This is a genomic window from Sulfitobacter sp. 1A15106 (assembly GCF_043556995.1).
In the GTDB taxonomy this organism is placed as follows: Bacteria; Pseudomonadota; Alphaproteobacteria; order Rhodobacterales; family Rhodobacteraceae; genus Sulfitobacter; species Sulfitobacter faviae.
Map to the genome: position 1 here is coordinate 265,173 of NZ_JBIFFM010000001.1, position 22,234 is coordinate 287,406.

Genomic DNA, 22,234 nt, shown 5'->3' on the forward strand with positions numbered 1-22,234 from the left:
CGGGCGAACCGCTTTGTGACATGCCCACCGCCCTTTCAGGTGATGTATGAACAACTGGCTTCGCAAAAACCCTCAGGTCCGCACCATTCGTGTGGCCGCCGCTGACCTCAATGGCCAAGCCCGGGGCAAGCGCATCCCCTCGCGCTTTGCTGACAAGGTCACGACCGAAGGCACCCGCTTTCCCGTCTCAGTGTTGAACCTCGACATCTGGGGCGAGGATATCGACGACAGTCCGCTGGTGTTCGAAACGGGCGATGCGGATGGCGTACTGAAACCGACCGAACGGGGCTTCATGCCGATGCCATGGCTAGATGCGCCCTCGGCCCTGCTGCCCATCTGGATGTTCCGCGAAGATGGCCGCCCCTACCCCGGCGATCCACGCCATGCGCTGCGCGCGGTGCTCGACCGCTACAAGGCGCGCGGGCTGACGCCGGTCTGCGCCGTTGAGCTGGAATTCTTCCTGATCGACGATTCGGGCCGCAACCTTCAGGTGCCTGTGTCGCCCCGGTCGGGCAAGCGGCGCAAGGCGGCCGAGACCATGTCGATCCGCGCGCTTGACCAGTTCGATCTGTTCTTCACCGATCTTTATGACGCCTGCGAAGAGATGGACATCCCCGCCGACACCGCCATTTCCGAGGCGGGTCTGGGCCAGTTCGAGATTAACCTCATGCATTGCGACGACGCGCTGCGCGCCGCCGATGACGCATGGCTGTTCAAGATGCTGGTTAAGGGTCTGGCACGGCGGCACGGCTTTGCCGCAAGCTTTATGGCGAAACCTTACGAGGATTACTCCGGCTCCGGCCTGCACACGCATTTCTCGGTATTGGATGAGAAGGGCGACAACATCTTCGACGATGGCGGGCCGAAGGGGACAGACACGCTGCGCCACGCTGTGGCGGGCTGCATGAACGCGATGCAGGGCTCGGCGCTGGTCTTTTGCCCGCATGCCAATAGCTTTGACCGGATGGTGCCGGAATCCCATGCGCCCACCGGGGTTTGCTGGGCCTATGAGAACCGCACCGCCGCGATCCGCATCCCTTCGGGCAGCCACAAGGCGCGGCGCATCGAACACCGCGTATCGGGCGGGGATGTGAACCCCTATCTGATGCTCGCCGCCGTGCTGGGTGCAGCGCTCAACGGAATCGAAGACGCGCTTGAGCCGCCCGCCCCGATCACCGGCAACGCCTATGCCGCCGAATTGCCGCGCATGCCGAGCGATTGGAAAACCGCCATCGACCTTTTTGAAAGCTGCCCCCATGTCGCGCGGATTTTCGCGCCCGAGATGATCCGCAACTTCGTGCTGACGAAGCGTCAGGAATTGCATTACATGCAGGAATTGACCCCAGAGGAACAGGTCGAGATCTATCTCGACACTGTGTAACAGGTGACACATGAAAATCGGCATTCTGCAAACCGGCCATTCCCCCGACGACTTTCGCGAACAGCTGGGCGACTACGGCGAGATGTTCACCAAACTGCTGGACGGCCACGGGTTTGACTTTCAAATCTGGTCGGTCGTCGATGGTGTCTTGCCCGACAGCGTGACAGAGGCCGACGGCTGGCTTATTACCGGATCGAAACACGGCGCCTATGAAGATCACGACTGGATCCCCCCGCTGGAGGAGTTCATCCGCCAGACCTATGCCGATGGCCGCCCCCTGATCGGCGTTTGTTTCGGGCATCAGATCATCGCCCAAGCGCTTGGCGGCAAGGTCGAGAAATTCACCAACGGCTGGTCCATTGGCCGCACCGAATACGACATGGACGGTGAGAAACTGGCGCTGAACGCATGGCATCAGGATCAGATCGTGGAACTGCCCGAAGGGGCGCGCGTCGTCGCCTCTTCGGATTTTTGCGCCTATGCAGCGCTGGCCTATGACGACCGCATCTGGACGGTGCAGCCGCATCCCGAATTCGGCCATGACTTCATCGACGGCTTGATCAAAACCCGTGGCAAGGGCGTAGTGCCCGAGCATCTGCTGGAACAGGCGACAGCCGCCTTAGGCGGCCCCATCGACAACCAAAAAATCGCGGAGCAAATGGCCGCATTCTTTAAAGACAACAGGAAAGAGAGGGCCTGATGGCCGAGGATTGGACAGAAGCACTACCCGAAGCGGCGCGCGCCTATCTTGAGGGCCGGCGTCTGGACGAAGTGGAATGTATCATCCCCGACCTGCCCGGCATCGCCCGGGGCAAGGCCGTCCCGGCGTCGAAATTCGCGCGGCAAGAGTATTTCCACCTGCCCGACAGCATCTTTTACCAGACCATCACCGGCGAATGGGGCGAAGCGGCGGGCGATGACGGTTTCATCGAAAAAGACATGATCCTGCGCCCGGATATGGACACGGCCACCGCCGCACCTTGGACCGGGGACTGGACGCTTCAGGTCATCCACGACGCCTATGACCGCAACGACAAGCCGGTGGCCTATTCGCCGCGCAATGTGCTCAAACGCGTGGTGCAGCTTTACCGCGACAAGGGCTGGGAGCCGGTCGTGGCCCCCGAGATGGAATTTTTCCTTGTGGCCCGCAACATCGACCCGGCCAAGGAAATCCTGCCAATGATGGGCCGCTCGGGCCGCCCGGCGGCGGCGCGGCAGGCCTATTCGATGACCGCCGTGGATGAATTCGGCCCCGTGATCGACGACATCTACGACTTTGCCGAGGCGCAGGGTTTCGAGATCGACGGCATCACCCAAGAAGGCGGCGCAGGCCAGCTTGAGATCAACCTGCAACATGGCGATCCGGTGCGGCTGGCCGATGAGGTGTTCTATTTCAAACGCCTGATCCGCGAAGCGGCAATGCGGCATGAGTGCTACGCCACCTTCATGGCCAAACCCATCGCCGATGAGCCGGGCAGCGCCATGCATATCCACCATTCGGTGCTGGATGTGAAAACCGGCGAGAATATTTTTGTCGATGCTGAAGGGGAAGAGACCGCCCCCTTCCGCCATTTCATCGCCGGTTTGCAAAACCACATGCCAAGCGCGCTCGCCGTGATCGCGCCCTACGTCAATTCCTACCGCCGCTACGTCAAGGATCACGCCGCGCCGATCAACCTTGAATGGGGCCGCGACAACCGCACCACGGGCATTCGCGTGCCGCTCTCGGGGCCAAAGTCGCGTCGGGTGGAAAACCGTCTCGCCGGGATGGATTGCAACCCCTACCTCGGCATCGCGGCCAGCCTTGCCTGCGGCTATCTAGGGCTGATCCAGCAGAAAGACCCGCTGCCCGAGTTTAAGGGCGACGCCTATGTCGGCGAAGGGGATATCCCGCAGGTTCTGGGCCAAGCGCTTGATCTCTTTGAGGAGGCAACGGAATTGCACGAGGCGTTGGGCCCCGATTTTGCCCGCGTCTACTCCATCGTCAAACGCGCGGAATATGAGGAGTTCCTACAGGTCATCTCGCCTTGGGAACGTGAACATCTGCTGATGAACGTCTAACGCCCGGAGGCCCGATGAACCTGCTCTACGCCAATGACACGCCCGGCCAGTACCCCACCAGCTGGTACGCCGCCACCGCCACGAAACACGCGGCCTACCCGCCGCTTCAGGGCGATACGAAGGCCGATGTCTGTGTCGTTGGCGGCGGCTACACCGGGCTTTCCGCCGCGCTGCATCTCAGCGAGGCGGGCTATGACGTGGTGCTTTTGGACGCGCAGCGCGTCGGCTTCGGCGCCTCGGGCCGCAATGGCGGACAGTTAGGCTCGGGCCAACGGGTCGAGCAGGACGGGCTCGAAAAGATGCTGGGCGAAGACCATGCCGCCAAGCTGTGGCAGATGGGCGAAGAGGCCAAGGAACTGGTCAAATCCCTCATCGCGAAACATGAGATCGACTGCCACCTGAAGCCCGGCGTGGCTTGGACCGGCTCCACCACATCTGACGTGCGGCATCTGCACGATTATGCAGAGCATCTGCAAAAGCGCTATGGCTATGATGAGATCGAAGTGTTGGATCATGCCGCGCTGCAATCGGTCTGCCCCTCGCCCGACTACAAGGGTGGCGTGCTCGACATGGGGGCCGCGCATTTGCACCCCTTGAACTACGCCCTCGGCCTTGCCCGCGCCGCTGCCACCGCAGGCGTGCGCATTCATGAGACAAGTCCCGCCGAGAACATCGTGGAGGGCAGCAAGGCGCTGGTGCAAACCGCCACCGGCAGCGTCAGCGCCGATCATGTAGTGCTGGCTTGCAATGGCTATCTGGGCAAACTGAACGGTGACGTGGCCGCCAGGGTCATGCCGATCAACAATTTCATCGCCGCGACCGAACCTTTGGGCGACCGCGTGAACGATGTGCTGCCCCGCGACGTGGCCGTGGCCGACAGCCGCTTTGTGGTGAACTATTTCCGACTGTCGCACGACGGACGGCTGCTGTTTGGCGGCGGCGAGAGCTATGGCTATCGCTTCCCGCAGGACATCGCCGCCAAGGTGCGCAAACCGATGTCGCAGGTCTTTCCGCAGTTGAAGGACGTTAAGATCGACTACGCTTGGGGCGGCACTCTTGGCATCACGATGAAGCGCCTGCCCTATGTGGCCCGGCTCGCGCCGAACATCCTCTCGGCCTCGGGCTATTCCGGTCACGGGGTTGGGACCGCGACCCATGCGGGCTATCTGATGGCCAAGGCGATCGAAGGCGATGCCGCGGGTTTCGACACGATGGCCGCGATCCCGACGCAGGCTTTCCCCGGCGGGGCCTCTCTGCGGAGCGCGCTTTTGGTGCTTGCGATGCTTTGGTATGCGACGCGGGATCGGTTGGGGCTGTGATTTTGGTTTGAGCGGTGTTGCGGGTTGGCTGATTGGTGGAGTGCGGGGGCGCTGCCCCCATCGCGCCTTTGGCGCGATTCCCCCGAGGGTATTTGAGAAAGGATGGAGGGGAAGAGGGGGTGGCCTGTTGTGGGGGCATCCCCCCTTGGTTTGCGCGGGCGTTTGTTTTACTATTCTGGAAATCATTATTCAGGATTTTGAAATATGGCTTTGCCCGACATGCACCGTGCCGAACCGATCCCTGCCGAAGCGGAGGCCGCCATTGCGGAGCTTTTGCAAAGTGGCGATCTTTTTCGCTATACTGCGGCCAAGGACGCGCCTGTTTCCCTGTTGGAGGTCGAATTTGCGCAGATGATGGGCAGTGAATATGCGCTGGCCGTGTCCTCCTGCTCGGCCGCGCTGTTTCTGTCCTTGCTTGCTTTGGACTTGCCGGTTGGGGCGCCGGTGTTGATCCCGGGTTTCACCTTTGCTGCCGTGCCTTCTGCAGTGATCCACGCAGGCTGCAAGCCGGTGCTTTGTGAGGTGGGCGAGAATTACCGTGTGGATTTGGAGGATTTCGCCGCCAAACTGCCGGGCGTTCGGGCGGTGATCATCAGCCATATGCGGGGGCATACTTCGGATATGGATGCGATCATGGGGCTTTGCGAGGCCGCTGGCGTGCCGGTGATCGAAGACGCGGCCCATTCGCTGGGCACGCTTTGGCGGGGGCGGAAAATCGGGACGATTGGCAAGATCGGCTGTTTTTCCTTCCAGTCCTACAAGATGATTAACGCGGGCGAAGGCGGTATCCTGATCACCGATGACGCCGATCTGGTGGCGCGGGCGATCATCATGTCGGGCGCTTATGAGCATAATTGGAAGAAACACGCGGCCCTGCAAGACAGTTTTGCCAAATGGCAGAACCGGCTGCCGCTGTACAATCTGCGCATGTCCAACCTTTCGGCTGCGATCATCCGGCCGCAATTGCCGCATTTGCCGCGCCGGGTGGCCGATGGGCTGCGCAATCACGATCACATGGCGGCGCGGCTGGCGGCCTCCCCCTTGATCGAGGTGCCGAGCCCCCTGCCCGGTGAGACCCGGGCGCCGGATTCGATCCAGTTCAATCTGGTGGGCCTCTCTGATGCCAGCATCTGCGCTTTCGCGGCAGCGGCGGAGGCGGTGGGGGTGAAGGTGCAGGTCTTTGGCCAAAGCACCGACAACGCCCGCGCTTTTTGGAACTGGCAATTCATCGAAGACCTGCCCGAGCTGCCGCGCACCCGCGCCATGCTGATGCGGGCCTGCGACGTGCGGCTGCCGGTGCAGTTGACGCTGGAGGAAATCGACGCCGTGGCGGATGTGATTTTGGGCGCGCTGGCGGATGTGGCCGAGGCGCAGGCGGCCTGAGGCGGGCGCCCGACGCCCGCTTCTTGCAGGGTTAGTTCAGCTTTGACAGTTTATCCTGCAACTCTGCCAACTGCTTTTTGATCGCGTCCAGATCGTCGCCCTGTTCGGCCTGCTGTTTGGGCGGCTCTGGCGTGGTCGATTTGGCCCAGCCGCCGGTCATCGCCTTCATGAAGGCTTCTTGCTGCGCCTGCATCGCTTCCATGCCGGGCATCTTGGCCATCGGGTTCATCGCGCTCATGTTTTCGATCGCCTTGGACTGGCCATCACGCAGCATGTCGAAGGAGGCCTGCAAGAACTGCGGCACCACCGAGACATTGCCCGACATATAGCTGCGCACCAGATCGGTCAGCACATCGACCGGCAAGACGGCTTCGCCCCGGCTTTCGTGTTCGGCGATGATTTGCAACAGATATTGCCGTGTCAGGTCATCGCCGGATTTCAGATCGACGATCTGAACCTCGCGCCCGTCGCGAATGAAACCGGCGATATCTTCCAGCGTGACGTAATCGCTTGTTTCGGTGTTGTAGAGCCTGCGGCTGGCATAGCGTTTTATCAGCAAGGGCTTCGGTTTGTCCGCCATGATATTACTCCCGACCAATGGTGCTGCATCGCAGCTTAGGACAGCGATCGGCAAATAGAAAGAGCGCATGACAAAAGGGCAGGCCCGTCTGGACCTGCCCTTTCTTTAAGCATTCCTTGCCGCTGGAAAGCCCAGCGTCAGATTTACTTCACAGTCGCTTTTTTGGCGGCAGCCTGTGCGGTGGCCACGCCTTCGGTGGTGGCGGCTTTGGCGTCGCTTTGCAGGTCTTTACCAGCCGACATCATCAGCTCGACGGTGTCCATCTGAACCTTTTTCGCGATCTCGGCGAAGGCGGCCATATGCTCGGCCGCGGATTCGGCGGAGGCGGAGGCGAAATCGGTCATCGCTTTGGCATAGTCCGTGGGCTCGGCTTTGACCTTGGTCATGTCGGTCAGGCGGGCCAGCGTCTCTTTGGTCCAGGCGGTGGAGATGTCGGCGGATTTTTCAGCCGCGTCGAAGGCAACGCCGGAGAGTTTCTCGTTCAGGGTGGCGGTGTTTTTGAATGCGTCTTGCATGGCGGCGTTATCCACCGGGAAAGCGCCCAGAACGTCTTTGAACATCGCGGTCATGTCAGGTGTCTTGGTCATGTCTCAATCCTTTTAATGCTACTGTGGCAAGGGAGCGGGGAGACCCGTCCGTTTCGCGTCTGACCACAACATAGATGCCGCAGCGCAGCATTTCAAGGTTTTTTCTGCATTGCAGCATGAGCCCGAAGGGTGTCTGGATTACCTAAGGTAATCAGTCGTTTGCCTTGCGGGTCACATAGCTGCCCGGGGCATCGGCGAGAATTTCGCGCCCATCGTCGCCGGGAAACCGTGCGGGAATCATTGCCCCTGCCCGTTTGGTAAGCCACTTGCCCCACCGCGGCCACCAAGACCCTTCGTGAAAGGCGGCGGCCTCGCGCCATGCGGCGTAGTCCTGCGTGAGATCGCCGTTCACATAGTGGCCGTATTTCTTCCGATTGGGTGGATTGACGATGCCCGCGATATGGCCCGATTGCGCCATGATGAAGGTCTTGTCCTTCGAGCCCATCTGCTGCACCCCGCGGTAGCAGTCTTTCCACGGCGCGATGTGATCCGTCTCACAGGCCACGGCGCAGAGCGGCACCTCGATATCATCCAGCGTCAGCCGCTCTCCGAGCAGTTTGAAACCGCCCTCGGCCAATTCGTTTCGTTGGCACAGGCCGCGCAGGTATTGCATTGCCATCTGCCCCGGCAGATTGGCCCCGTCGCCGTTCCAATAGAGCAGGTCAAAGGCCGGGGGCGTCTCGCCCATCATGTAGCTGCGCACGGCAGGGCCATAGACCAGATCGTTGGACCGCAGGAATGAAAAGGTGCGCGCCATGACGACCGAGGGCAGAATGCCCTTATCCGCCGTCTCGGCCTCGATCCCGTCGATGAAGTCATTGGTGAGGAAGGGCTGAAACTCTCCTTGATCCGAGAAATCGGTGAGCGCGGTGAAGAAGGTGGCGGATTTGATCGAGCTATCGCCACGTTTTTTCAACAGCGACAGGGTCAGCGCCAGCGTGGTGCCGGCGATGCAATAGCCCACCACGTTGAGGCGCTTTTCCTGAGTGATCGCCTTCACCTCTTCAATCGCGGCGAGGTAGCCCTCTTCGACGTAATCCTCCATGCCGATTTGGGCATAGCTGGCATCGGGGTTCACCCATGAGACGATGAACAGCGTGTGCCCCTGATCGACCAGCCATTTGACGAGGCTGTTCTGCGCCTTGAGGTCGAGAATGTAGAACTTGTTGATCCACGGCGGGAAGATCAACAGCGGGGTTCTATGGACCTCTTCGGTGCTGGGGGTGTATTGGATCAACTCGAACATGCGGTTGCGAAACACCACCTTGCCCGGCGTGGTGGCGATGTTGCGGCCCAGCTCAAAGGCGCTGTCATCCGCCAATTTCACGACCAACTCGCCATTGTTGGCCTCCAGATCCGCGATCAGGTTTTCTAGACCCTTCACAAGGCTCTCGCCCTCGGTCTCAACCGCGCGTTCCAGCACGTCGGGATTGGTGGCGAGGAAATTGGTCGGCGACATCATCGCGATGATCTGCTGGCTGAAATAGACCAGCCGCTTTTTCTCGGCCGGGTCCATGTCTTGGGCATCTTCGACCGCTTGGCGCAGCGCTTCGGCGTTGATCAGATACTGCTGTTTGATGAAGTTGAAATAGGGATGCGTTTGCCACAGCGGGTTGGCGAAACGTTTGTCGGTCGGCGCGTCCTCTTCAACCGGGGCCAAACCGCCCTTGGCCAGCGCCTGCTGCGCCTCGACGAAATGCGCGACCGATTTGGTCCAATAGCCCATCTGATGCTCCATCAAACGGGCCGGATTGGTCATCGCCTCGGCCCAGTAAGACTGTGCCGCCTTGGCGAAAAGCTGTTGGTTCGGACCATCGAGCGCGGGCTGATGGCCCTCGCGTTGCGCCATCACACGGGTCAGGCGCTGGCTTAATTCTTCAACCTTTTTCAAGTTTTGCGCCATACGAGACAGGGCTTGAGGCTCGGCAATCTCGGGATTCTCGGATTCTGTTGTCATCTTAACCCTTACCTCCTATCTTCGCAGGTGCAGCATAAAGGAGCCCCCACATGCGCTATATGGCCACCTACGACATGATGGAGTCCATCCGGAACACCAATCAATGGCTCGGCGCTTCTGCGCTTGCTATGGCATCCTACCCGGCTTTCTCTCTGTTTCCAAACCCTGCGATGGAATGGCTCGCCGCTTGGGGTGAGGTGACGGAACGGACCTTTGCCCGCATGGTCGTGAAACCCGATTGGGACATCCCCCCGGTGGTCGGCCCCAAGGGGCAGGACTGTCTGGTGAGCATCGAGCCGGTGATGGAACGGCCCTTTGGCGATTTGCTGAAATTCTCGGTCCAAGGCCGCGAAGAGACGGGCCGCAAGGTTCTTTTGGTCGCGCCGATGTCGGGTCATTACGCCACGCTGCTCCGTTCCACTGTGATCTCCCTGCTGCCTGATTGCGATGTCTATGTGACGGACTGGCACAATGCGCGTGATATTCCAGTTAGTGCGGGCAAGTTCGACATCGAGGATTATACGCTCTACCTCGTTGATTTCATGCATTACCTTGGCCCCGACACCCATGTGATCGCGGTCTGCCAGCCTGCGCCGCTGACGCTGGCCGCCACCGCCTATCTGGCCGAGGAAGCGCCCGAAGCGCAGCCGCGCACGCTGACGCTGATCGGCGGGCCGATCGATCCCGATGCCGCGCCCACGGATGTGACCGATTTCGGGCATAGCGTGACCATGGGCCAGCTTGAGCAGATGATGATCCAGCAGGTCGGCTTCAAATACGCGGGCGTGGGGCGCAAGGTCTATCCGGGGCTGTTGCAGCTTACTTCTTTCATTTCGATGAATAATGACACCCACCGCGATGCCTTTGCCAATCAGATCACCCGCGTGGCACAAAAGACGGCGCATGAGCATGACAAGCACAACAAGTTCTACGACGAATACCTTGCCGTGATGGACATGCCGGCGGAGCTCTACCTCTCGACCGTGCAGCGGATTTTCAAAGAGCGCGAGATCGCGCGGAATGTCTTTGCCGTGGCGGGCCGTCAGGTCGACATCGGCAAGATCACCACCGTCGCCGTCAAAACGGTCGAGGGCAGCAAGGATGACATTTCGGCCCCCGGCCAGTGCATCGCCGCTCTTGATCTGCTGACCGGGCTGCCAGATGCCAAGAAGGCCAGCCATCTTGAGCAGGGCGCGGGCCATTACGGGATCTTCGCGGGCAAAAGCTGGCGCAACAACATCCGGCCCTTGGTGCTCGACTTTATCGACGCGAACAACGGCACGCCTGAGCCGCAGAACCCTGCGCCACAAACGCCCGGGACGCAAAAGCCCGCTTCTCAGAAAACCGAGGCCAAGAAGAGCGATAAACCGGCAGCGGCCTAAGCCACTGCCCTATTGCAGCACCAGAGGTTGATGCAGCCAGTCGCGCAGCGCGGCGGTGGTCGCCTCTGGCTGCTCTAGGCTGGGCAGATGGCCCGCGTCTTCGAGCACCGTCAGCTTGGCATAGGGGATCATCTCGGCCATGAAGGCATGGCGTTTGACCGGGCAGAGCGCGTCATGTTCCCCGCAGAGCACCAGCGCGGGCACCTTGCATTTGCGCAGCACCGCCTGTTGATCGCGCCGCCGTTGCAACGCGCGGGATTGGCGGACGAAGACATCGCCGCCCAGCGTCTCGGCCATCTCCATCGCGCGGGTCAGTACCTCGCCCCGCCCCTTGCCGGGGGCAAGGAAACCATTGGCCATCCGCGCCTGCATCGCCTCCCCCAGCTTGCCCGATTGCGCCATGATGATCTGCGGTTCACGGTCCGCGGCAATGGCGGGCAGTTCGGCCAGCACATGGGTGGCCAGCAGGGCGATGCGGCTGATCCGGTCGGGCGCGCGGCGCAGCAGTTCCAGCGCCACCACACCGCCCATGCCCTGCCCCACCAGCGCGAAACGCGGCGGCAGTTGATCCAACAGGCCCGAGGCGATCTCTTCGATCCGTTCGCCTTGGGTGATCGGGGCCAGCACCACGGTCCCGCGCGGGGACAGCGCTTGGATCTGCGGCGTGAAGACACGCGCGTCGCACATCATGCCGGGCAGCAGAACGATCGGCTCAGCCATTGGACAGGCTCCGGTGCGATATGCGGTTGAAATAACGTGGTTTCATGCCGTCCCCCTTGGGTTTGGCGGTCTCTTAGCATGGGTGGTTTCGGGGGACAGCGGCGCGCGGGCGCGTCGGCGGTTCCATGCCCGCGCCCTTGGTCAGCCCTTGGTCACCCCGCGTCGCCGGAGACCGCGTTGATCGCCTCGACGATCATCGCCAGACAGCGCGCGTCCGAGAAACGGTGATCGGCATCCTTGACCAGCGTCAGTTGCATGTCGGGGCTTTGCGCATGCTCCAGCAGCCGTACCGCCGTGGCCGTGCTGACGGCGGCGTCCGCCGTGCCCTGCAACAGCCGCACCGGGAACGGCAGGTTCAGCGGATCGCGCAGTACCAACCGCTGGCGCCCCTCCTCGATCATCCGGCGGGTGATGACATAGGGCTCCATATAGTCCGACGGCAATTCGACCTGCCCGACCTCTTCCAAGGTCTGTTTTTGCGCCTCGGTGAAATTCGCCCAATAGCCATCTTCGGTGAAATCGGGGGCCGCGGCGATGCCGACCAGCCCGGCGACCCGCTCAGGCAGATGCCGCGCCAAGAGCAGCGCCTGCCAGCCGCCCATGGAGGAGCCGACGACGATCAGCGGCCCCTCGGTCAGCGCCTCGACCGCGGCCAGCGTGTCTTCGTGCCAATCGCCGATGCACCCTTCGGTGAATAGGCCCGACGATTCCCCATGGCCGGAATAGTCGAAGCGCAGAAAGGCGCGCCCCTCGGCCCGCGCCCAGTCTTCGAGATAGACCGCCTTGGTCCCCATCATGTCGGACTTCAGCCCGCCCAAAAACACCACGCAGGGCCCCGCCCCTTCGGTCTTGTGATAGGCGATGCGCCGCCCCTGCGGCGTGTCGATGAATTTGCTGTCTGCCATGCTGCCTCCGTCTTTTGTCCAATCATGAGCATCGCGGCGGATGAGGGCAAGTCAGTCCTCGGATAGATGCTCAACCTCCGGCAGCCAATGGGCCAACACGGCGGCGGCCAGCGCCATGACGGTAAATAGGATCAGCGTCGCCTGCGCCCCGATCAGCGCGGCCCCGCCGCCCAGCACGCCCGCCAGCAGCAAGAGCAGACCGATCACCGTATTGCTGACGGCAGCATAGGCCGCGCGCTGGTCTTTCGGGGCCATGTCGACCAGATAGGTCGACCGCCCCTGCCGCACGCCGTGATAGGCGATCATCAGGATGAAGAGCACGGCGGGCATCGCCCAGACCGCCTGCGCCAGACCAAGGAACCACAGCCCGACCGCCAGCGCCATCGCCACTGCGCCAACGACGCCGGTCAGCATCAGCACACGGCGGCTCGACATATCCGACAGCCGCCCCCAGACGTAGGAGCTGACCAAAGACGCCAGCGCGGAGGCCAGCACCAAGGCGCCCAATTGCCCCAACTGCCCGCTCTCCGACGATCCGGCCAGCACCACGAGATAGGGCGGCGCGAGCGCGGTCGAGACCAAGAGCCCGCGCACCAGAATAAACAGCCACAGGTCGCGGTTGCCGCGCAGCAGTTTGAAATCCACGCCATCGGCCTTCTCGGTCTCGCTCGGCGTTTCCATGACCGTTGAGAACAACAGTGCCGCCGCGATCCAAAGCCCCGCCGCCAGCGCGATGGCCGCCACCACGACGCCCCGGCTTTGAAACAGCCCCGACATCAGCAGCCCCGCAAAGATCACCACCCCGACCGAGGAGACAGACCCCGCCAAGCCGGTCACCGATCCGCGCCGGGTCTTACCCACCGTCTTGCCCAGAATCTCCTTGAACGACACCGAACAGGCCGCGCGGCAAACGGCGAGCAGCGCCAGCGCGGCGCAGACCGCATAGCCCGCCGTGGCCCCCTCGAGGCTGAGCGCAGCAAGGGCGATCAGCCCCGCCGCGACCCCCTGCCCGACCGATCCCCAGACCCAAGCCCATTTCCGCCGCGCCATGCGCTGCACCACGCCCGCCAACGCGATCTGCGGCAAAAGCGACCCGGCCTCGCGGATCGGCACCAAGGCGCCCGCGAAAACCGCAGGCGCGCCGAGGGCGCTCAACAGCCAAGCCAAGACCAGTTTCGGGTCGATCAGACCATCGGCCACTTTGGTCATCGACAGCGACACGATATGGCGCAGGCCGTTGCGGGCCTCGGCCTGCTGCGCCTTGTCGTCCAACCCCGGTGCCGGGTCGTCCGCCCCCGAAATCGTCTCGAATGCGCGCTGCGCCGTGTCGTCTTGCATCTGACCGATCCTCATTGTTGCCCGCCTGACATAGCGCGCCATCGCCCTGCCGCAACTTTCCCCAAGTGGCTCCGCTTGCATTGACAAGCCGCGCCCGCCCCGCCACATAGGCCCGACACATAACCCGCAACCGGGCGTCTCGTAGGCGCCAAACCGACGAGGAGTGCCCAAGATGGCCCAAATCTCCCTCACCCTTCCCGATGGCAACAGCCGGCAGTACGACGCCGGGATCACCGCTGGTGAAGTGGCTGCCGATATCTCTAAATCGCTCGGCAAGAAGGCCATCAGTGCCACCGTGAACGGCGCGCATTACGATCTGGCTTGGCCGATCGAAACCGACGCCAGCATCGCAATCCACACCATGGCCGACGAGGAACAGGCCAACGAGCTGGTGCGCCACGACCTTGCCCACATCATGGCCCGCGCCGTGCAGGAAATCTGGCCCGACACCAAGGTCACCATCGGCCCGGTGATCAAGGATGGCTGGTATTACGACTTCGACCGCGAAGAGCCCTTCACCCCCGAAGACCTCGGCGCGATCGAAAAGAAGATGAAAGAGATCATCAACAAACGCGATCCCGTCCGCACCGAGGTTTGGGACCGTGCCCGCGCGATCAAACATTACGAAGACCTGAACGAGCCCTATAAGGTGGAGCTGATCAACGCGATCCCCGGGGATGAGCCGCTGCGGATGTATTGGCACGGCGATTGGCAAGACCTCTGCCGTGGTCCGCACCTGCAACACACTGGCCAAGTGCCGGGCGATGCCTTCAAGCTGATGTCCATCGCCGGTGCCTATTGGCGCGGCGACAGCAGCCGCGCCATGTTGCAGCGCATCTACGGCGTGGCCTTCACCGGCAAGGAGAAACTGCGCGCCCATCTCAACATGCTGGAGGAGGCCGCCAAGCGCGACCACCGCAAGCTGGGCAAGGAAATGGGCCTGTTCCACATGCAGGAAGAGGCGCCCGGTCAGGTCTTCTGGCACCCCAACGGCTGGCGCATCTACACCACACTGCAGGATTACATGCGTCGCATGCAGGACCGCGACGGCTATGTCGAGGTGAACACCCCGCAGGTCGTGGACCGCAAGCTGTGGGAAAAATCCGGCCACTGGGACAAGTACCAGGAGAATATGTTCATCGTCGAAGTCGACGAGGACCATGCCCGCGAAAAGGCGGTGAATGCGCTGAAGCCGATGAACTGCCCTTGCCACGTACAGGTCTTCAATCAGGGTCTCAAATCCTACCGCGACCTGCCGCTCCGGATGGCCGAGTTCGGCTCCTGCGCGCGTTATGAGCCGTCGGGCGCGTTGCACGGCATCATGCGGGTGCGCGGCTTTACTCAGGACGACGGCCATATCTTCTGCGCCGAGGATCAGATCACCTCGGAAACCGCGAAATTCATTGCCTTCCTGTCCAAAGTCTATGCCGACCTCGGCTTCCATAACTGGACCATCAAGCTTTCCACCCGCCCGGAAAAGCGTATCGGCTCGGACGAGACATGGGACCATATGGAACAGGCGCTCGGCGATGCCTGCAAGGCCGCAGGCTATGACTTCGAGGTGCTGGAGGGCGAAGGCGCCTTCTACGGCCCGAAGCTGGAGTTCACCCTGACCGACGCCATCGGGCGCAACTGGCAATGCGGCACCCTGCAAGTCGACGCGAACCTGCCCGAACGGCTGGAGGCGAGCTTCATCGGGCAGGACGGCAACAAGCATCGCCCCGTGATGCTGCACCGCGCCACCCTGGGCAGTTTCGAGCGGTTCATCGGTATCCTGATCGAGGAACACGCCGGCAAGCTGCCCTTCTGGATCGCGCCGCGTCAGGTCGTCGTCGCCTCCATCACTTCGGAGGCCGATGATTACGTGGCCGAAGTCGTCGAAACCCTGAAAGCCGCCGGTGTCCGCGCCGAGGCCGACATGCGCAACGAGAAGATCAACTACAAGGTCCGCGAGCATTCGCTGGGCAAGGTGCCGGTGATCCTCGCCGTGGGCGCGCGCGAAGTCGAAGAGCGCACGGTCTCAGTCCGGCGTCTGGGGCAAAAGCAGACATCCGTACAGCCGCTCGACGCACTCACCGCCGAACTGGCACAGGACGCGACCCCGCCTGACCTGCGCTAACGCGCTGTAACAAACATGCGCTCCGGCGGGTTTGCGGGCAATATGCCCCCTACCTGTCGGAGCGTTTTTGTAACAATCCCTCCCTTCCTGCGCGGGATAGTTACAACTTTCGCCGGTTTTTCGCGTATATTCTGACGGGACTGTGACACACTCGCTCGTGACTGGCTTGTGAGCGAACGGGCTGCTCTAGTAAGCCTGTCAACACCATCAGGAAGGAAACGACAATGTCCAACACACTCAAGACCGCCGCCATCGCAGGGGCCGTCGCCGCCGCTCTCGGCAGCCACGCCACCACCGCCTCCGCCGCCTCGCAAGAGAAATGCTACGGCGTGTCGCTGGCTGGTGAGAACGACTGCGCCGCTGGCCCCGGCACGACCTGCGCCGGCACATCCGTGACCGATTACCAAGGCAACGCATGGACCCTCGTCGACGAAGGCACCTGCGCCGAGATCGACCTGCCCGCCATGGCCGATGGGACCGAGCGGACCGGCTCTCTTGAGCCGCTTGACCGCGACCTGCCCGCTTGATCAAAGCGGTCCGGGCGGCACTCGCCCGGACCCTGCCCCGCCCCATGCCGGAGGCCAATATGCGCGACGATACCCCCCCTCTCACCACGCTGCCCAATGCCCCCGGGGTCGGATATAAATCCCGGCATTTCGATGGTTTGATGGCCGATCCCGGCCCGGTTCGTTGGATCGAAGTGCATGCCGAGAACTACATGGGCGACGGTGGCCGCCCCCATGCGCAGCTGCGCGCCTTGCAGGAACGTTTCGCCCTGTCGGTTCATGGCGTCGGCCTGTCGATCGGCGGCGAAGGCCCCCTCGACACAGACCACTTCGCGCGGCTCAAGGCCCTCTGTGACCGAACCCAGCCTGCGTCCTTCTCCGAACATCTGGCGTGGTCGACCCATGGGATGGAATATCTCAACGACCTCCTCCCCCTGCCCTATACCGAAGAAACGCTGACCCGCGTCGCCGCGCATATCAATCAGGTGCAAGACGTCTTAGGGCGGCAAATGCTGCTCGAAAACCCCTCCAGCTACCTCGCATTCGAAGAATCTGACTTGTCCGAAACTGACTTTTTGGCAGAGGTCATCGCGCGAACCTCCTGCGGGCTCTTGCTGGATGTCAACAATGTCTTCATTTCGGCCACCAACCTCGGCCTATCGCCGCAGGGCTACATCGACGCCTTCCCGACAGACCATGTGGGGGAGATCCATGTGGGCGGCCATGACGACGACACCGACGATCACGGCGCGCCGCTGTTGATCGACAGCCATGGCAAAGAGGTCGTCGATCCGGTCTGGGACTTGCTCAGCTACACGCTGGCCCAAACCGGTCCAAAGCCGGTACTGGTCGAGTGGGACAATGACGTGCCCGACTGGCCCGTCCTGCGGGCCGAAGCCAATCGCGCCGCCGAGGTTCTGGCGTGACCGACCAGCACAGTTTTCGCACGGCGTTGCTTGACCCTACGCGGCCCGCCCCCGCGGGGCTGCGCGATGGCAAGGGGCAACCGGCGGGCGCGCGCTATCGCGTCTATCGCAACAATGTCACCCATTCCCTGATCGCGGCTCTCGAAGTGGCCTTTCCGCTGGTGCGCAAGCTGATCGGTGCCCGCAATTTTGCCGAACTCGCGCCGCTCTATGTCCGGGCGCATCCGCCGAAATCGCCGATGATGATGCACTATGGCGCGGATTTTCCGGGGTTTATCGCAGGTTTCGCGGCACTGGCGAAAATCGGCTATCTCGCCGATGCCGCAAGGCTCGACCTCGCGCTGCGGTCTTCCTACCACGCCGCCGATGCGGCACCGCTGGATCCGCAGACCTTCGAGGCGATCCCTCCCGATGCGCTGATGGGGGCCAAGCTGACCCTCGCCCCCGCGACCCGCCTTTTGCGATCAGATTGGCCGCTTTTCGACATCTGGCGCTATAATTTCACCGATAACGCGCCCAAACCGCGCAACGTGGCGCAGGACGTGGTGATCACCCGCCCCGCTTATGATCCCGCCCCGCATCTGGCGCCGCCCGGCGCGGCGCAATGGTTCGGTCACCTTGCCGAGGGGCGGACCTTCGGGGCGGCCCATGAAGCCACAGTCGGTGCCGCACCTGAGTTCGACCTCGCCGCCGCCCTAGGCTTTGCCCTGAGCCACGGCGTCTTCAGCGCGATTTCCGTGGAGGAAAGCCAATGACCCGATTTCTGCCCCTTTACCGCACCACCGCCGACCGACTGGAGCGTGCCGACTGGCTGCTTCCGACCCTTGCCCGCTTCCTCTTTGCCGCGGTGTTGCTGGTCTACTTCCTGAACGCCGGTCTAACCAAACTCGGCCCCGGCCCTTTGGGCATCTTCACCCCTTCCACCGGTGCCTATGCCCAGATCTTCCCCCGCGTTTTCGAGGCGGTCGGCTATGACAGCGACGCGCTTGGGCTGTTTCACTGGCTTGTCGTCGTCGCCGGAACAGTGGCGGAGTTCATCCTGCCTCTGCTCATCGTCATCGGGCTGCTGACCCGACTGGCCGCGCTGGCGATGGTGGGCTTTGTCGTGGTGCAATCGCTGACCGATCTCTACGGCCACGGCAGCGCCCTCGGCGCGTGGTTCGACCGTTTCCCCGACGCCCATATTCTCGACCAGCGGGCGCTCTGGATCTTCTTGCTTTTGGTGCTCGTCATCAAAGGGGCCGGCCCCCTGTCACTGGACCGGCTTTTGGCGAGCCGCGGTTAAAGCATCGCTTGAACGTCGGCTTCTATCTCTTTGTTCCACCCCAGAAATAGCCGATCTCCCACCGCAATCAGGGGCCGCTTCATCAGGGCCGGATGGTCTTGGATCAGGGCCAGCGGCTCTTCCTTGCGGGCCGCGTCATCCAGCCCCCGCCACGTGGTCGAACGGGTGTTGAGCAAGGCCGCACCGAACTGCGCATGGGCCTTTTCTAAAACCGCTGTGGGCACGCCCTCCTCCCGCACGTCGACCAATTGCGCCTCTGGCAGCGCCTTTTTCGCCTTGCGACAGCTGTCACAGTTTTTCAGCCCATAAATTAGCACATCCGTCTCCCTCAGCCCCGCGATCCCGCGCCCATTTGCGGATCTCGCAGCTGATCGCTTGATTTTTTTCCAGTCCGCGCGATCTTTCTATTATGGCGGGTCGCAATTCAATCGCTTTCGCCATTCTGCTGGACGCAGAGACGCAAAGACAAAGGAGGCGCGGAGATTATGCCAACTGGCACCGTGAAATGGTTTAACACCACCAAAGGCTACGGGTTCATCGCCCCCGAAAGCGGCGGTAACGATGTATTTGTTCATATTTCGGCGGTCGAACGGTCTGGCCTGACCGGCTTGGCGGACGATCAAAAGGTCAGCTATGAATTGACCGAAGGCCGCGACGGACGGCAGATGGCCACCGACCTCGCGCTGCTCTAGCCACGATATTGCAAGAAAACACCCGGCGTCCCGCGCCGGGCGTTGCTTGAAAAATCAGTTATACGAACAGCCCTTGGTCCCAACCGGGCAAGGCACGCGGGCTGAACGGCGCGGTGTGACCACGCGGTGACGGCGCTGCACGGGGTGCGCCTTGACCTCAGCATAGGTCATGGTCTGGTTCGGCGTGCCACAACAGATCGCCCCGCCAAGGGTCACCGGTTGCAGCCCCGCCGGGCAGTAATTTGCGGAACTGGGATAGGCGTAGACCTTGGGCTCTGCCGAGACCTGACTGGCCAGCCCGGCTGAAAGCAGCCCTGCCGCCACTGCAATAGCTGTCATTACACGCATGATAACCCTCGTAATTATGTATAATATTAACGAAGATTGCCGGGGCGATTTCCTTTAGTCCAGTCTTTTATGGCAGGTCCGTTTTAGTTCAGCCGCGCCGGGAGCGTCGCATAGCCGTGAAAGCGGATGCGCCCGCCTCCTTGGCGGGCCGCGCTAATTTCATAATCCGGGTAGCGGTTCAGGAAGCGTTGAAGCGCGATCTTCCCTTCCATCCGCGCCAAGGTCAGCCCCACGCAGACATGCGGGCCACCGGCAAAGGCCAGATGCCGATTGGGCTTGCGCCCGATATCGAATTTTGTCGGCTCCTCAAAGACTTCCGGGTCTCGGTTCGCAGCCCCGATACAAAGGTGCAGGTTGCTGCCCGCGGCGATCTCGACCCCGCCGATGGTGACCGGGGCCGTGGTTTCCCGGTTGCCGAATTGATTGGGCGAGCGGAAGCGCAGCACCTCTTCGATACAAGGCCCGATCAGAGCAGCCTCGGCCAGCAGCCGGGCCTTTTGGTCGGGATGGTCATGCAGCAGCGCAAGGGCGCTGCCGATCAGATTGGTCGTCGTCTCATGGCCCGCGTTCAGGATGAAAATACAGTTTTGGATCAACTCGATCTCGGTCAACTGCCCCCCGTCATCCCCGGCGATCAACCGGGTCAACACATCGGTTTCAAGATCCCCCGGCGCGGCCCGGCGCCGCGCGATAAGGTCTTGCAGATAGGCTTTGAACTCCCGCACCGCCGCATGGCCTGCCTCGAGCTCTGCATCGCTCAAGGTTGGCTCCAGCGCGCCGAGGATCGCCAGCGACCAATCGCGAAGCGGTCCGCGCTCCTCCATCGGCACGTCCAGCAGGTTGCCGATGATCTGCACCGGGATGCAACTGGCATAGTCCTCGATCAGGTCCGGCGTGGGGCTCAGCCCCTCAAGCAGCCGGTCGACCGTATCAATCAACCCCGGCTCCATCCGCGCCAGCGCCTTGGGCGTGAGGGCCGAGGTCATGATCCGCCGCACGCGGGTATGCAAAGGCGGGTCATTGAAAACGAGGCTGGTGGTGTGATGTTCGAACAGGGGGCTGCCGGGGCCGAATTTCGGCGCAAATGCCAGTTTCTTGTCCGAGATATAGAGCGTAGTGTCGCGGTATATCGCGTTCAGATCCGCATGGCGGCAGATCAGGACCGAGCCATCAGGCTGGCGCAGCACCGGGGCCTCGCGCAGCAGGCGGTCGTAATGGGGGAACGGGTTCTCGACAAACCCTTCGGGCGGTGCGGATAGATCAAACATGACCCGCAGTGATGCTCGCCGCGCGGCCTATGTCAATGGCCGGTCAGCAGCGGCGCAGCCACTCCCGCGCGATGGCACGCGGACCGGATGTGCGCAGGCAAAGGTTGCCCAATTCGATCCATTCGTCTGGGTCGAACGCGGGAAAGAACGCATCGGCGCCGTCGATTTCCACATCCACTTCGGTGACCAAAAGCCGATCCGCCAAGGGCAAGAGCGCGCGGTAGATACCTTCCCCGCCGATACCGTAGACCCGGCGATAGCCCTCTGCCGCGCAATAGCCCAAAGCGGCTTGCGGGTCGCGCGCCACATGGACGCCCTCGACCTCGCTGCTGGAAACGACGCAATTCAACCGGTTTTTCAGTGGCTTGAAGGGCAGGCTCTCCCACGTGCGGCGCCCCATGATGATGGCCCCGCCGGTTGTTTCACGCTGAAAAAATTTCAAGTCTTCGGGCAGCGACCAAGGGATATCCCCGTCCTTGCCAATGGCGCCGTTGCGGGCGCGGGCGACAATCAGGCTCAGCATCAGACGGCCACCGGCGCTTTGATCGCGGGGTCCGGATCATAGCCCTCAAAGGTGAAATCCTCATAGCGGAAATCAAAGACCGAGCTGACCTCGCGGTTGATCCGCAGTTTCGGCAGCGGCTTGGGCGTCCGCGCAAGCTGGGTTTTCACCTGCTCCAGATGGTTGGAATAGATATGCGCGTCACCCATGGAATGCACGAAATCGCCGGGGGCGTAGCCGGTCACATGGGCCAGCATTTCCAAGAGCAGCGCGTAGGAGGCGATATTGAAGGGCACGCCAAGGAACATATCCGCCGAGCGCTGGTAAAGCTGCAAATGCAGCTTGCCGCCCGCGATGCGTACCTGCCAGAGCGTATGGCAGGGCGGCAGCGCCATCTGGTCCACCTCGCCCGGATTCCACGCCGAAACGATCAGGCGGCGGCTGTCGGGGGTCTTGCGGATCGCCTCGACCAGTTTGGCGATCTGATCGACCTGCCCGGCCTGATGCAGCGCCGTGCCATCGGGCTGGGGCACCGGTTCGCCCACCATCGGGAAACGCCGCCACTGGTGGCCGTAAACCGGGCCGAGATCGCCGTTCTCATCGGCCCATTCGTCCCAGATGCGAACGCCGTTTTCCTTGAGATAGGCAATGTTCGTATCCCCGGCGAGGAACCACAAAAGCTCATGCACGATGGATTTCAGATGCAGCTTTTTCGTGGTGACCAACGGGAAGCCATCGGCCATCCGGTAACGCTGCTGCATCCCGAAATGAGAGATTGTCCCCGTTCCCGTGCGGTCGGTCGAGGTCACCCCCTGCTCCAGCACTTCGCGCAGCGCATCATGGTACTGTTTCACGCGGGCTTCCTCATCATTCGTGGCGGTTGCTTCTGCATAGCCTTCCGGGCCCTCGGCCTCAAGCCGATCAACAGACATCGGCTCCCACTTTGACACCGCCGGTTTCGCCCCTATCCTCCAC

23 protein-coding genes are annotated in these 22,234 nt (G+C 62.2%); 12 read left to right on the forward strand and 11 right to left on the reverse strand.

All coding sequences use genetic code 11. The features are described from left to right. The first annotated feature begins 46 nt into the window (after nt 1-46). The 5 genes from ACGYKA_RS01240 to ACGYKA_RS01260 all read left to right on the forward strand — a co-directional run bounded on the left by ACGYKA_RS01240 (nt 47) and on the right by ACGYKA_RS01260 (nt 6,144). Nucleotides 47-1,381 carry a glutamine synthetase family protein gene (locus tag ACGYKA_RS01240; RefSeq protein WP_067260995.1) on the forward strand — a complete coding sequence of 445 codons (1,335 nt, stop codon included), beginning with the start codon at nt 47-49 and terminating at the stop codon, nt 1,379-1,381. 10 nt (nt 1,382-1,391) lie between these two features. Beyond that, the gene (locus ACGYKA_RS01245; protein ID WP_394409986.1) at nt 1,392-2,081 is read left to right on the forward strand and encodes a type 1 glutamine amidotransferase; all 690 of its coding nucleotides are present in this window, start codon (nt 1,392-1,394) and stop codon (nt 2,079-2,081) included. Beyond that, a complete protein-coding gene (locus tag ACGYKA_RS01250) occupies nt 2,081-3,442 on the forward strand; it encodes a glutamine synthetase family protein (RefSeq protein WP_067260991.1) in 1,362 nt (453 codons plus the stop codon). Before ACGYKA_RS01245 ends, ACGYKA_RS01250 begins: the two co-directional genes overlap by 1 nt. A gap of 14 nt (nt 3,443-3,456) precedes the next feature. Beyond that, nucleotides 3,457-4,761, forward strand: coding sequence for an NAD(P)/FAD-dependent oxidoreductase (locus ACGYKA_RS01255; RefSeq protein ID WP_394409983.1), 1,305 nt, complete (start codon nt 3,457-3,459; stop codon nt 4,759-4,761). 204 nt (nt 4,762-4,965) lie between these two features. Continuing rightward, complete coding sequence (locus tag ACGYKA_RS01260) at nt 4,966-6,144, forward strand: DegT/DnrJ/EryC1/StrS family aminotransferase (protein WP_394409980.1); 1,179 nt, start codon at nt 4,966-4,968, stop codon at nt 6,142-6,144. A 31-nt stretch (nt 6,145-6,175) separates the two neighbouring features. Here the strand turns inward: ACGYKA_RS01260 and phaR are convergent, their stop codons facing one another. The 3 genes from phaR to ACGYKA_RS01275 form a co-directional block, all read right to left on the reverse strand. Beyond that, nucleotides 6,176-6,724, reverse strand: coding sequence for a polyhydroxyalkanoate synthesis repressor PhaR (gene phaR / locus ACGYKA_RS01265; protein WP_271687875.1), 549 nt, complete (start codon nt 6,722-6,724; stop codon nt 6,176-6,178). 143 nt (nt 6,725-6,867) lie between these two features. Beyond that, a complete protein-coding gene (locus tag ACGYKA_RS01270) occupies nt 6,868-7,311 on the reverse strand; it encodes a phasin family protein (protein ID WP_394409977.1) in 444 nt (147 codons plus the stop codon). A gap of 151 nt (nt 7,312-7,462) precedes the next feature. After that, nucleotides 7,463-9,268 carry a PHA/PHB synthase family protein gene (locus ACGYKA_RS01275; protein WP_394409974.1) on the reverse strand — a complete coding sequence of 602 codons (1,806 nt, stop codon included), beginning with the start codon at nt 9,266-9,268 and terminating at the stop codon, nt 7,463-7,465. 50 nt (nt 9,269-9,318) lie between these two features. Between ACGYKA_RS01275 and phaZ the strand changes: the two genes are divergently transcribed. After that, entirely contained in the window at nt 9,319-10,650 is a 1,332-nt protein-coding gene (gene phaZ / locus ACGYKA_RS01280; protein ID WP_394409971.1) for a polyhydroxyalkanoate depolymerase, read from the forward strand. 9 nt (nt 10,651-10,659) lie between these two features. Here phaZ and ACGYKA_RS01285 read toward each other — a convergent pair whose 3' ends face one another. The 3 genes from ACGYKA_RS01285 to ACGYKA_RS01295 form a co-directional block, all read right to left on the reverse strand. Then, nucleotides 10,660-11,370, reverse strand: a complete 711-nt coding sequence (locus ACGYKA_RS01285; RefSeq protein WP_067260980.1) for an alpha/beta fold hydrolase — start codon at nt 11,368-11,370, stop codon at nt 10,660-10,662. Between the two features lie 152 nt (nt 11,371-11,522). Further along, complete coding sequence (locus ACGYKA_RS01290; protein WP_394409968.1) at nt 11,523-12,275, reverse strand: alpha/beta fold hydrolase; 753 nt, start codon at nt 12,273-12,275, stop codon at nt 11,523-11,525. Nucleotides 12,276-12,326: 51 nt separating this feature from the next. Beyond that, nucleotides 12,327-13,613: an MFS transporter gene (locus ACGYKA_RS01295; protein WP_394409965.1), complete on the reverse strand. Its 1,287-nt coding sequence runs from the start codon at nt 13,611-13,613 to the stop codon at nt 12,327-12,329. Between the two features lie 172 nt (nt 13,614-13,785). Between ACGYKA_RS01295 and thrS the strand changes: the two genes are divergently transcribed. From thrS to ACGYKA_RS01320, 5 genes are all read left to right on the forward strand, one after another. Then, nucleotides 13,786-15,732, forward strand: coding sequence for a threonine--tRNA ligase (gene thrS / locus ACGYKA_RS01300; protein ID WP_394409962.1), 1,947 nt, complete (start codon nt 13,786-13,788; stop codon nt 15,730-15,732). Between the two features lie 224 nt (nt 15,733-15,956). Beyond that, complete coding sequence (locus ACGYKA_RS01305; RefSeq protein WP_067260973.1) at nt 15,957-16,259, forward strand: DUF2282 domain-containing protein; 303 nt, start codon at nt 15,957-15,959, stop codon at nt 16,257-16,259. 59 nt (nt 16,260-16,318) lie between these two features. Beyond that, entirely contained in the window at nt 16,319-17,164 is an 846-nt protein-coding gene (locus tag ACGYKA_RS01310; RefSeq protein WP_394410448.1) for a DUF692 family multinuclear iron-containing protein, read from the forward strand. Continuing rightward, complete coding sequence (locus tag ACGYKA_RS01315; protein WP_394409959.1) at nt 17,161-17,919, forward strand: putative DNA-binding domain-containing protein; 759 nt, start codon at nt 17,161-17,163, stop codon at nt 17,917-17,919. Before ACGYKA_RS01310 ends, ACGYKA_RS01315 begins: the two co-directional genes overlap by 4 nt. Then, entirely contained in the window at nt 17,916-18,449 is a 534-nt protein-coding gene (locus ACGYKA_RS01320; RefSeq protein WP_394409956.1) for a DoxX family protein, read from the forward strand. Before ACGYKA_RS01315 ends, ACGYKA_RS01320 begins: the two co-directional genes overlap by 4 nt. Here the strand turns inward: ACGYKA_RS01320 and ACGYKA_RS01325 are convergent. Further along, nucleotides 18,446-18,766 (reverse strand): ArsC/Spx/MgsR family protein, encoded by a 321-nt coding sequence (locus tag ACGYKA_RS01325; RefSeq protein ID WP_394409953.1) that lies wholly within the window; start codon nt 18,764-18,766, stop codon nt 18,446-18,448. The two genes, ACGYKA_RS01320 and ACGYKA_RS01325, sit on opposite strands and share 4 nt — an antisense overlap. 168 nt (nt 18,767-18,934) lie before the next feature. Here ACGYKA_RS01325 and ACGYKA_RS01330 point away from each other — a divergent pair, with 168 nt between their 5' ends. Further along, nucleotides 18,935-19,141, forward strand: a complete 207-nt coding sequence (locus ACGYKA_RS01330) for a cold-shock protein (RefSeq protein ID WP_067262111.1) — start codon at nt 18,935-18,937, stop codon at nt 19,139-19,141. 54 nt (nt 19,142-19,195) lie between these two features. Here the strand turns inward: ACGYKA_RS01330 and ACGYKA_RS01335 are convergent, their stop codons facing one another. From ACGYKA_RS01335 to ACGYKA_RS01350, 4 genes are all read right to left on the reverse strand, one after another. Next, nucleotides 19,196-19,480, reverse strand: coding sequence for a hypothetical protein (locus tag ACGYKA_RS01335; RefSeq protein WP_394409950.1), 285 nt, complete (start codon nt 19,478-19,480; stop codon nt 19,196-19,198). 92 nt (nt 19,481-19,572) lie between these two features. Beyond that, the gene (locus ACGYKA_RS01340) at nt 19,573-20,757 is read right to left on the reverse strand and encodes a cytochrome P450 (RefSeq protein ID WP_394409947.1); all 1,185 of its coding nucleotides are present in this window, start codon (nt 20,755-20,757) and stop codon (nt 19,573-19,575) included. 43 nt (nt 20,758-20,800) lie between these two features. Further along, complete coding sequence (locus ACGYKA_RS01345; RefSeq protein WP_394409945.1) at nt 20,801-21,280, reverse strand: dihydrofolate reductase; 480 nt, start codon at nt 21,278-21,280, stop codon at nt 20,801-20,803. Further along, the gene (locus ACGYKA_RS01350; protein ID WP_394410445.1) at nt 21,280-22,113 is read right to left on the reverse strand and encodes a thymidylate synthase; all 834 of its coding nucleotides are present in this window, start codon (nt 22,111-22,113) and stop codon (nt 21,280-21,282) included. The genes ACGYKA_RS01345 and ACGYKA_RS01350 overlap by 1 nt, the downstream gene beginning before the upstream one ends. Between the last annotated feature and the right edge of the window lie 121 nt (nt 22,114-22,234).

What these genes read in the sequence shown, in the direction of transcription:
- thrS (WP_394409962.1), top strand. Translation starts at nt 13,786, where the DNA reads ATGGCCCAAATCTCCCTCACCCTTCCCGATGGCAACAGCCGGCAGTAC.
- ACGYKA_RS01340 (WP_394409947.1), bottom strand. Translation starts at nt 20,757, where the DNA reads ATGTTTGATCTATCCGCACCGCCCGAAGGGTTTGTCGAGAACCCGTTC.
- ACGYKA_RS01270 (WP_394409977.1), bottom strand. Translation starts at nt 7,311, where the DNA reads ATGACCAAGACACCTGACATGACCGCGATGTTCAAAGACGTTCTGGGC.
- phaZ (WP_394409971.1), top strand. Translation starts at nt 9,319, where the DNA reads ATGCGCTATATGGCCACCTACGACATGATGGAGTCCATCCGGAACACC.
- ACGYKA_RS01245 (WP_394409986.1), top strand. Translation starts at nt 1,392, where the DNA reads ATGAAAATCGGCATTCTGCAAACCGGCCATTCCCCCGACGACTTTCGC.
- ACGYKA_RS01250 (WP_067260991.1), top strand. Translation starts at nt 2,081, where the DNA reads ATGGCCGAGGATTGGACAGAAGCACTACCCGAAGCGGCGCGCGCCTAT.
- ACGYKA_RS01330 (WP_067262111.1), top strand. Translation starts at nt 18,935, where the DNA reads ATGCCAACTGGCACCGTGAAATGGTTTAACACCACCAAAGGCTACGGG.
- ACGYKA_RS01240 (WP_067260995.1), top strand. Translation starts at nt 47, where the DNA reads ATGAACAACTGGCTTCGCAAAAACCCTCAGGTCCGCACCATTCGTGTG.
- ACGYKA_RS01295 (WP_394409965.1), bottom strand. Translation starts at nt 13,613, where the DNA reads ATGCAAGACGACACGGCGCAGCGCGCATTCGAGACGATTTCGGGGGCG.
- ACGYKA_RS01335 (WP_394409950.1), bottom strand. Translation starts at nt 19,480, where the DNA reads ATGACAGCTATTGCAGTGGCGGCAGGGCTGCTTTCAGCCGGGCTGGCC.
- ACGYKA_RS01310 (WP_394410448.1), top strand. Translation starts at nt 16,319, where the DNA reads ATGCGCGACGATACCCCCCCTCTCACCACGCTGCCCAATGCCCCCGGG.
- ACGYKA_RS01275 (WP_394409974.1), bottom strand. Translation starts at nt 9,268, where the DNA reads ATGACAACAGAATCCGAGAATCCCGAGATTGCCGAGCCTCAAGCCCTG.
- ACGYKA_RS01320 (WP_394409956.1), top strand. Translation starts at nt 17,916, where the DNA reads ATGACCCGATTTCTGCCCCTTTACCGCACCACCGCCGACCGACTGGAG.
- ACGYKA_RS01285 (WP_067260980.1), bottom strand. Translation starts at nt 11,370, where the DNA reads ATGGCTGAGCCGATCGTTCTGCTGCCCGGCATGATGTGCGACGCGCGT.
- ACGYKA_RS01290 (WP_394409968.1), bottom strand. Translation starts at nt 12,275, where the DNA reads ATGGCAGACAGCAAATTCATCGACACGCCGCAGGGGCGGCGCATCGCC.
- ACGYKA_RS01305 (WP_067260973.1), top strand. Translation starts at nt 15,957, where the DNA reads ATGTCCAACACACTCAAGACCGCCGCCATCGCAGGGGCCGTCGCCGCC.
- ACGYKA_RS01260 (WP_394409980.1), top strand. Translation starts at nt 4,966, where the DNA reads ATGGCTTTGCCCGACATGCACCGTGCCGAACCGATCCCTGCCGAAGCG.
- ACGYKA_RS01345 (WP_394409945.1), bottom strand. Translation starts at nt 21,280, where the DNA reads ATGCTGAGCCTGATTGTCGCCCGCGCCCGCAACGGCGCCATTGGCAAG.
- ACGYKA_RS01255 (WP_394409983.1), top strand. Translation starts at nt 3,457, where the DNA reads ATGAACCTGCTCTACGCCAATGACACGCCCGGCCAGTACCCCACCAGC.
- phaR (WP_271687875.1), bottom strand. Translation starts at nt 6,724, where the DNA reads ATGGCGGACAAACCGAAGCCCTTGCTGATAAAACGCTATGCCAGCCGC.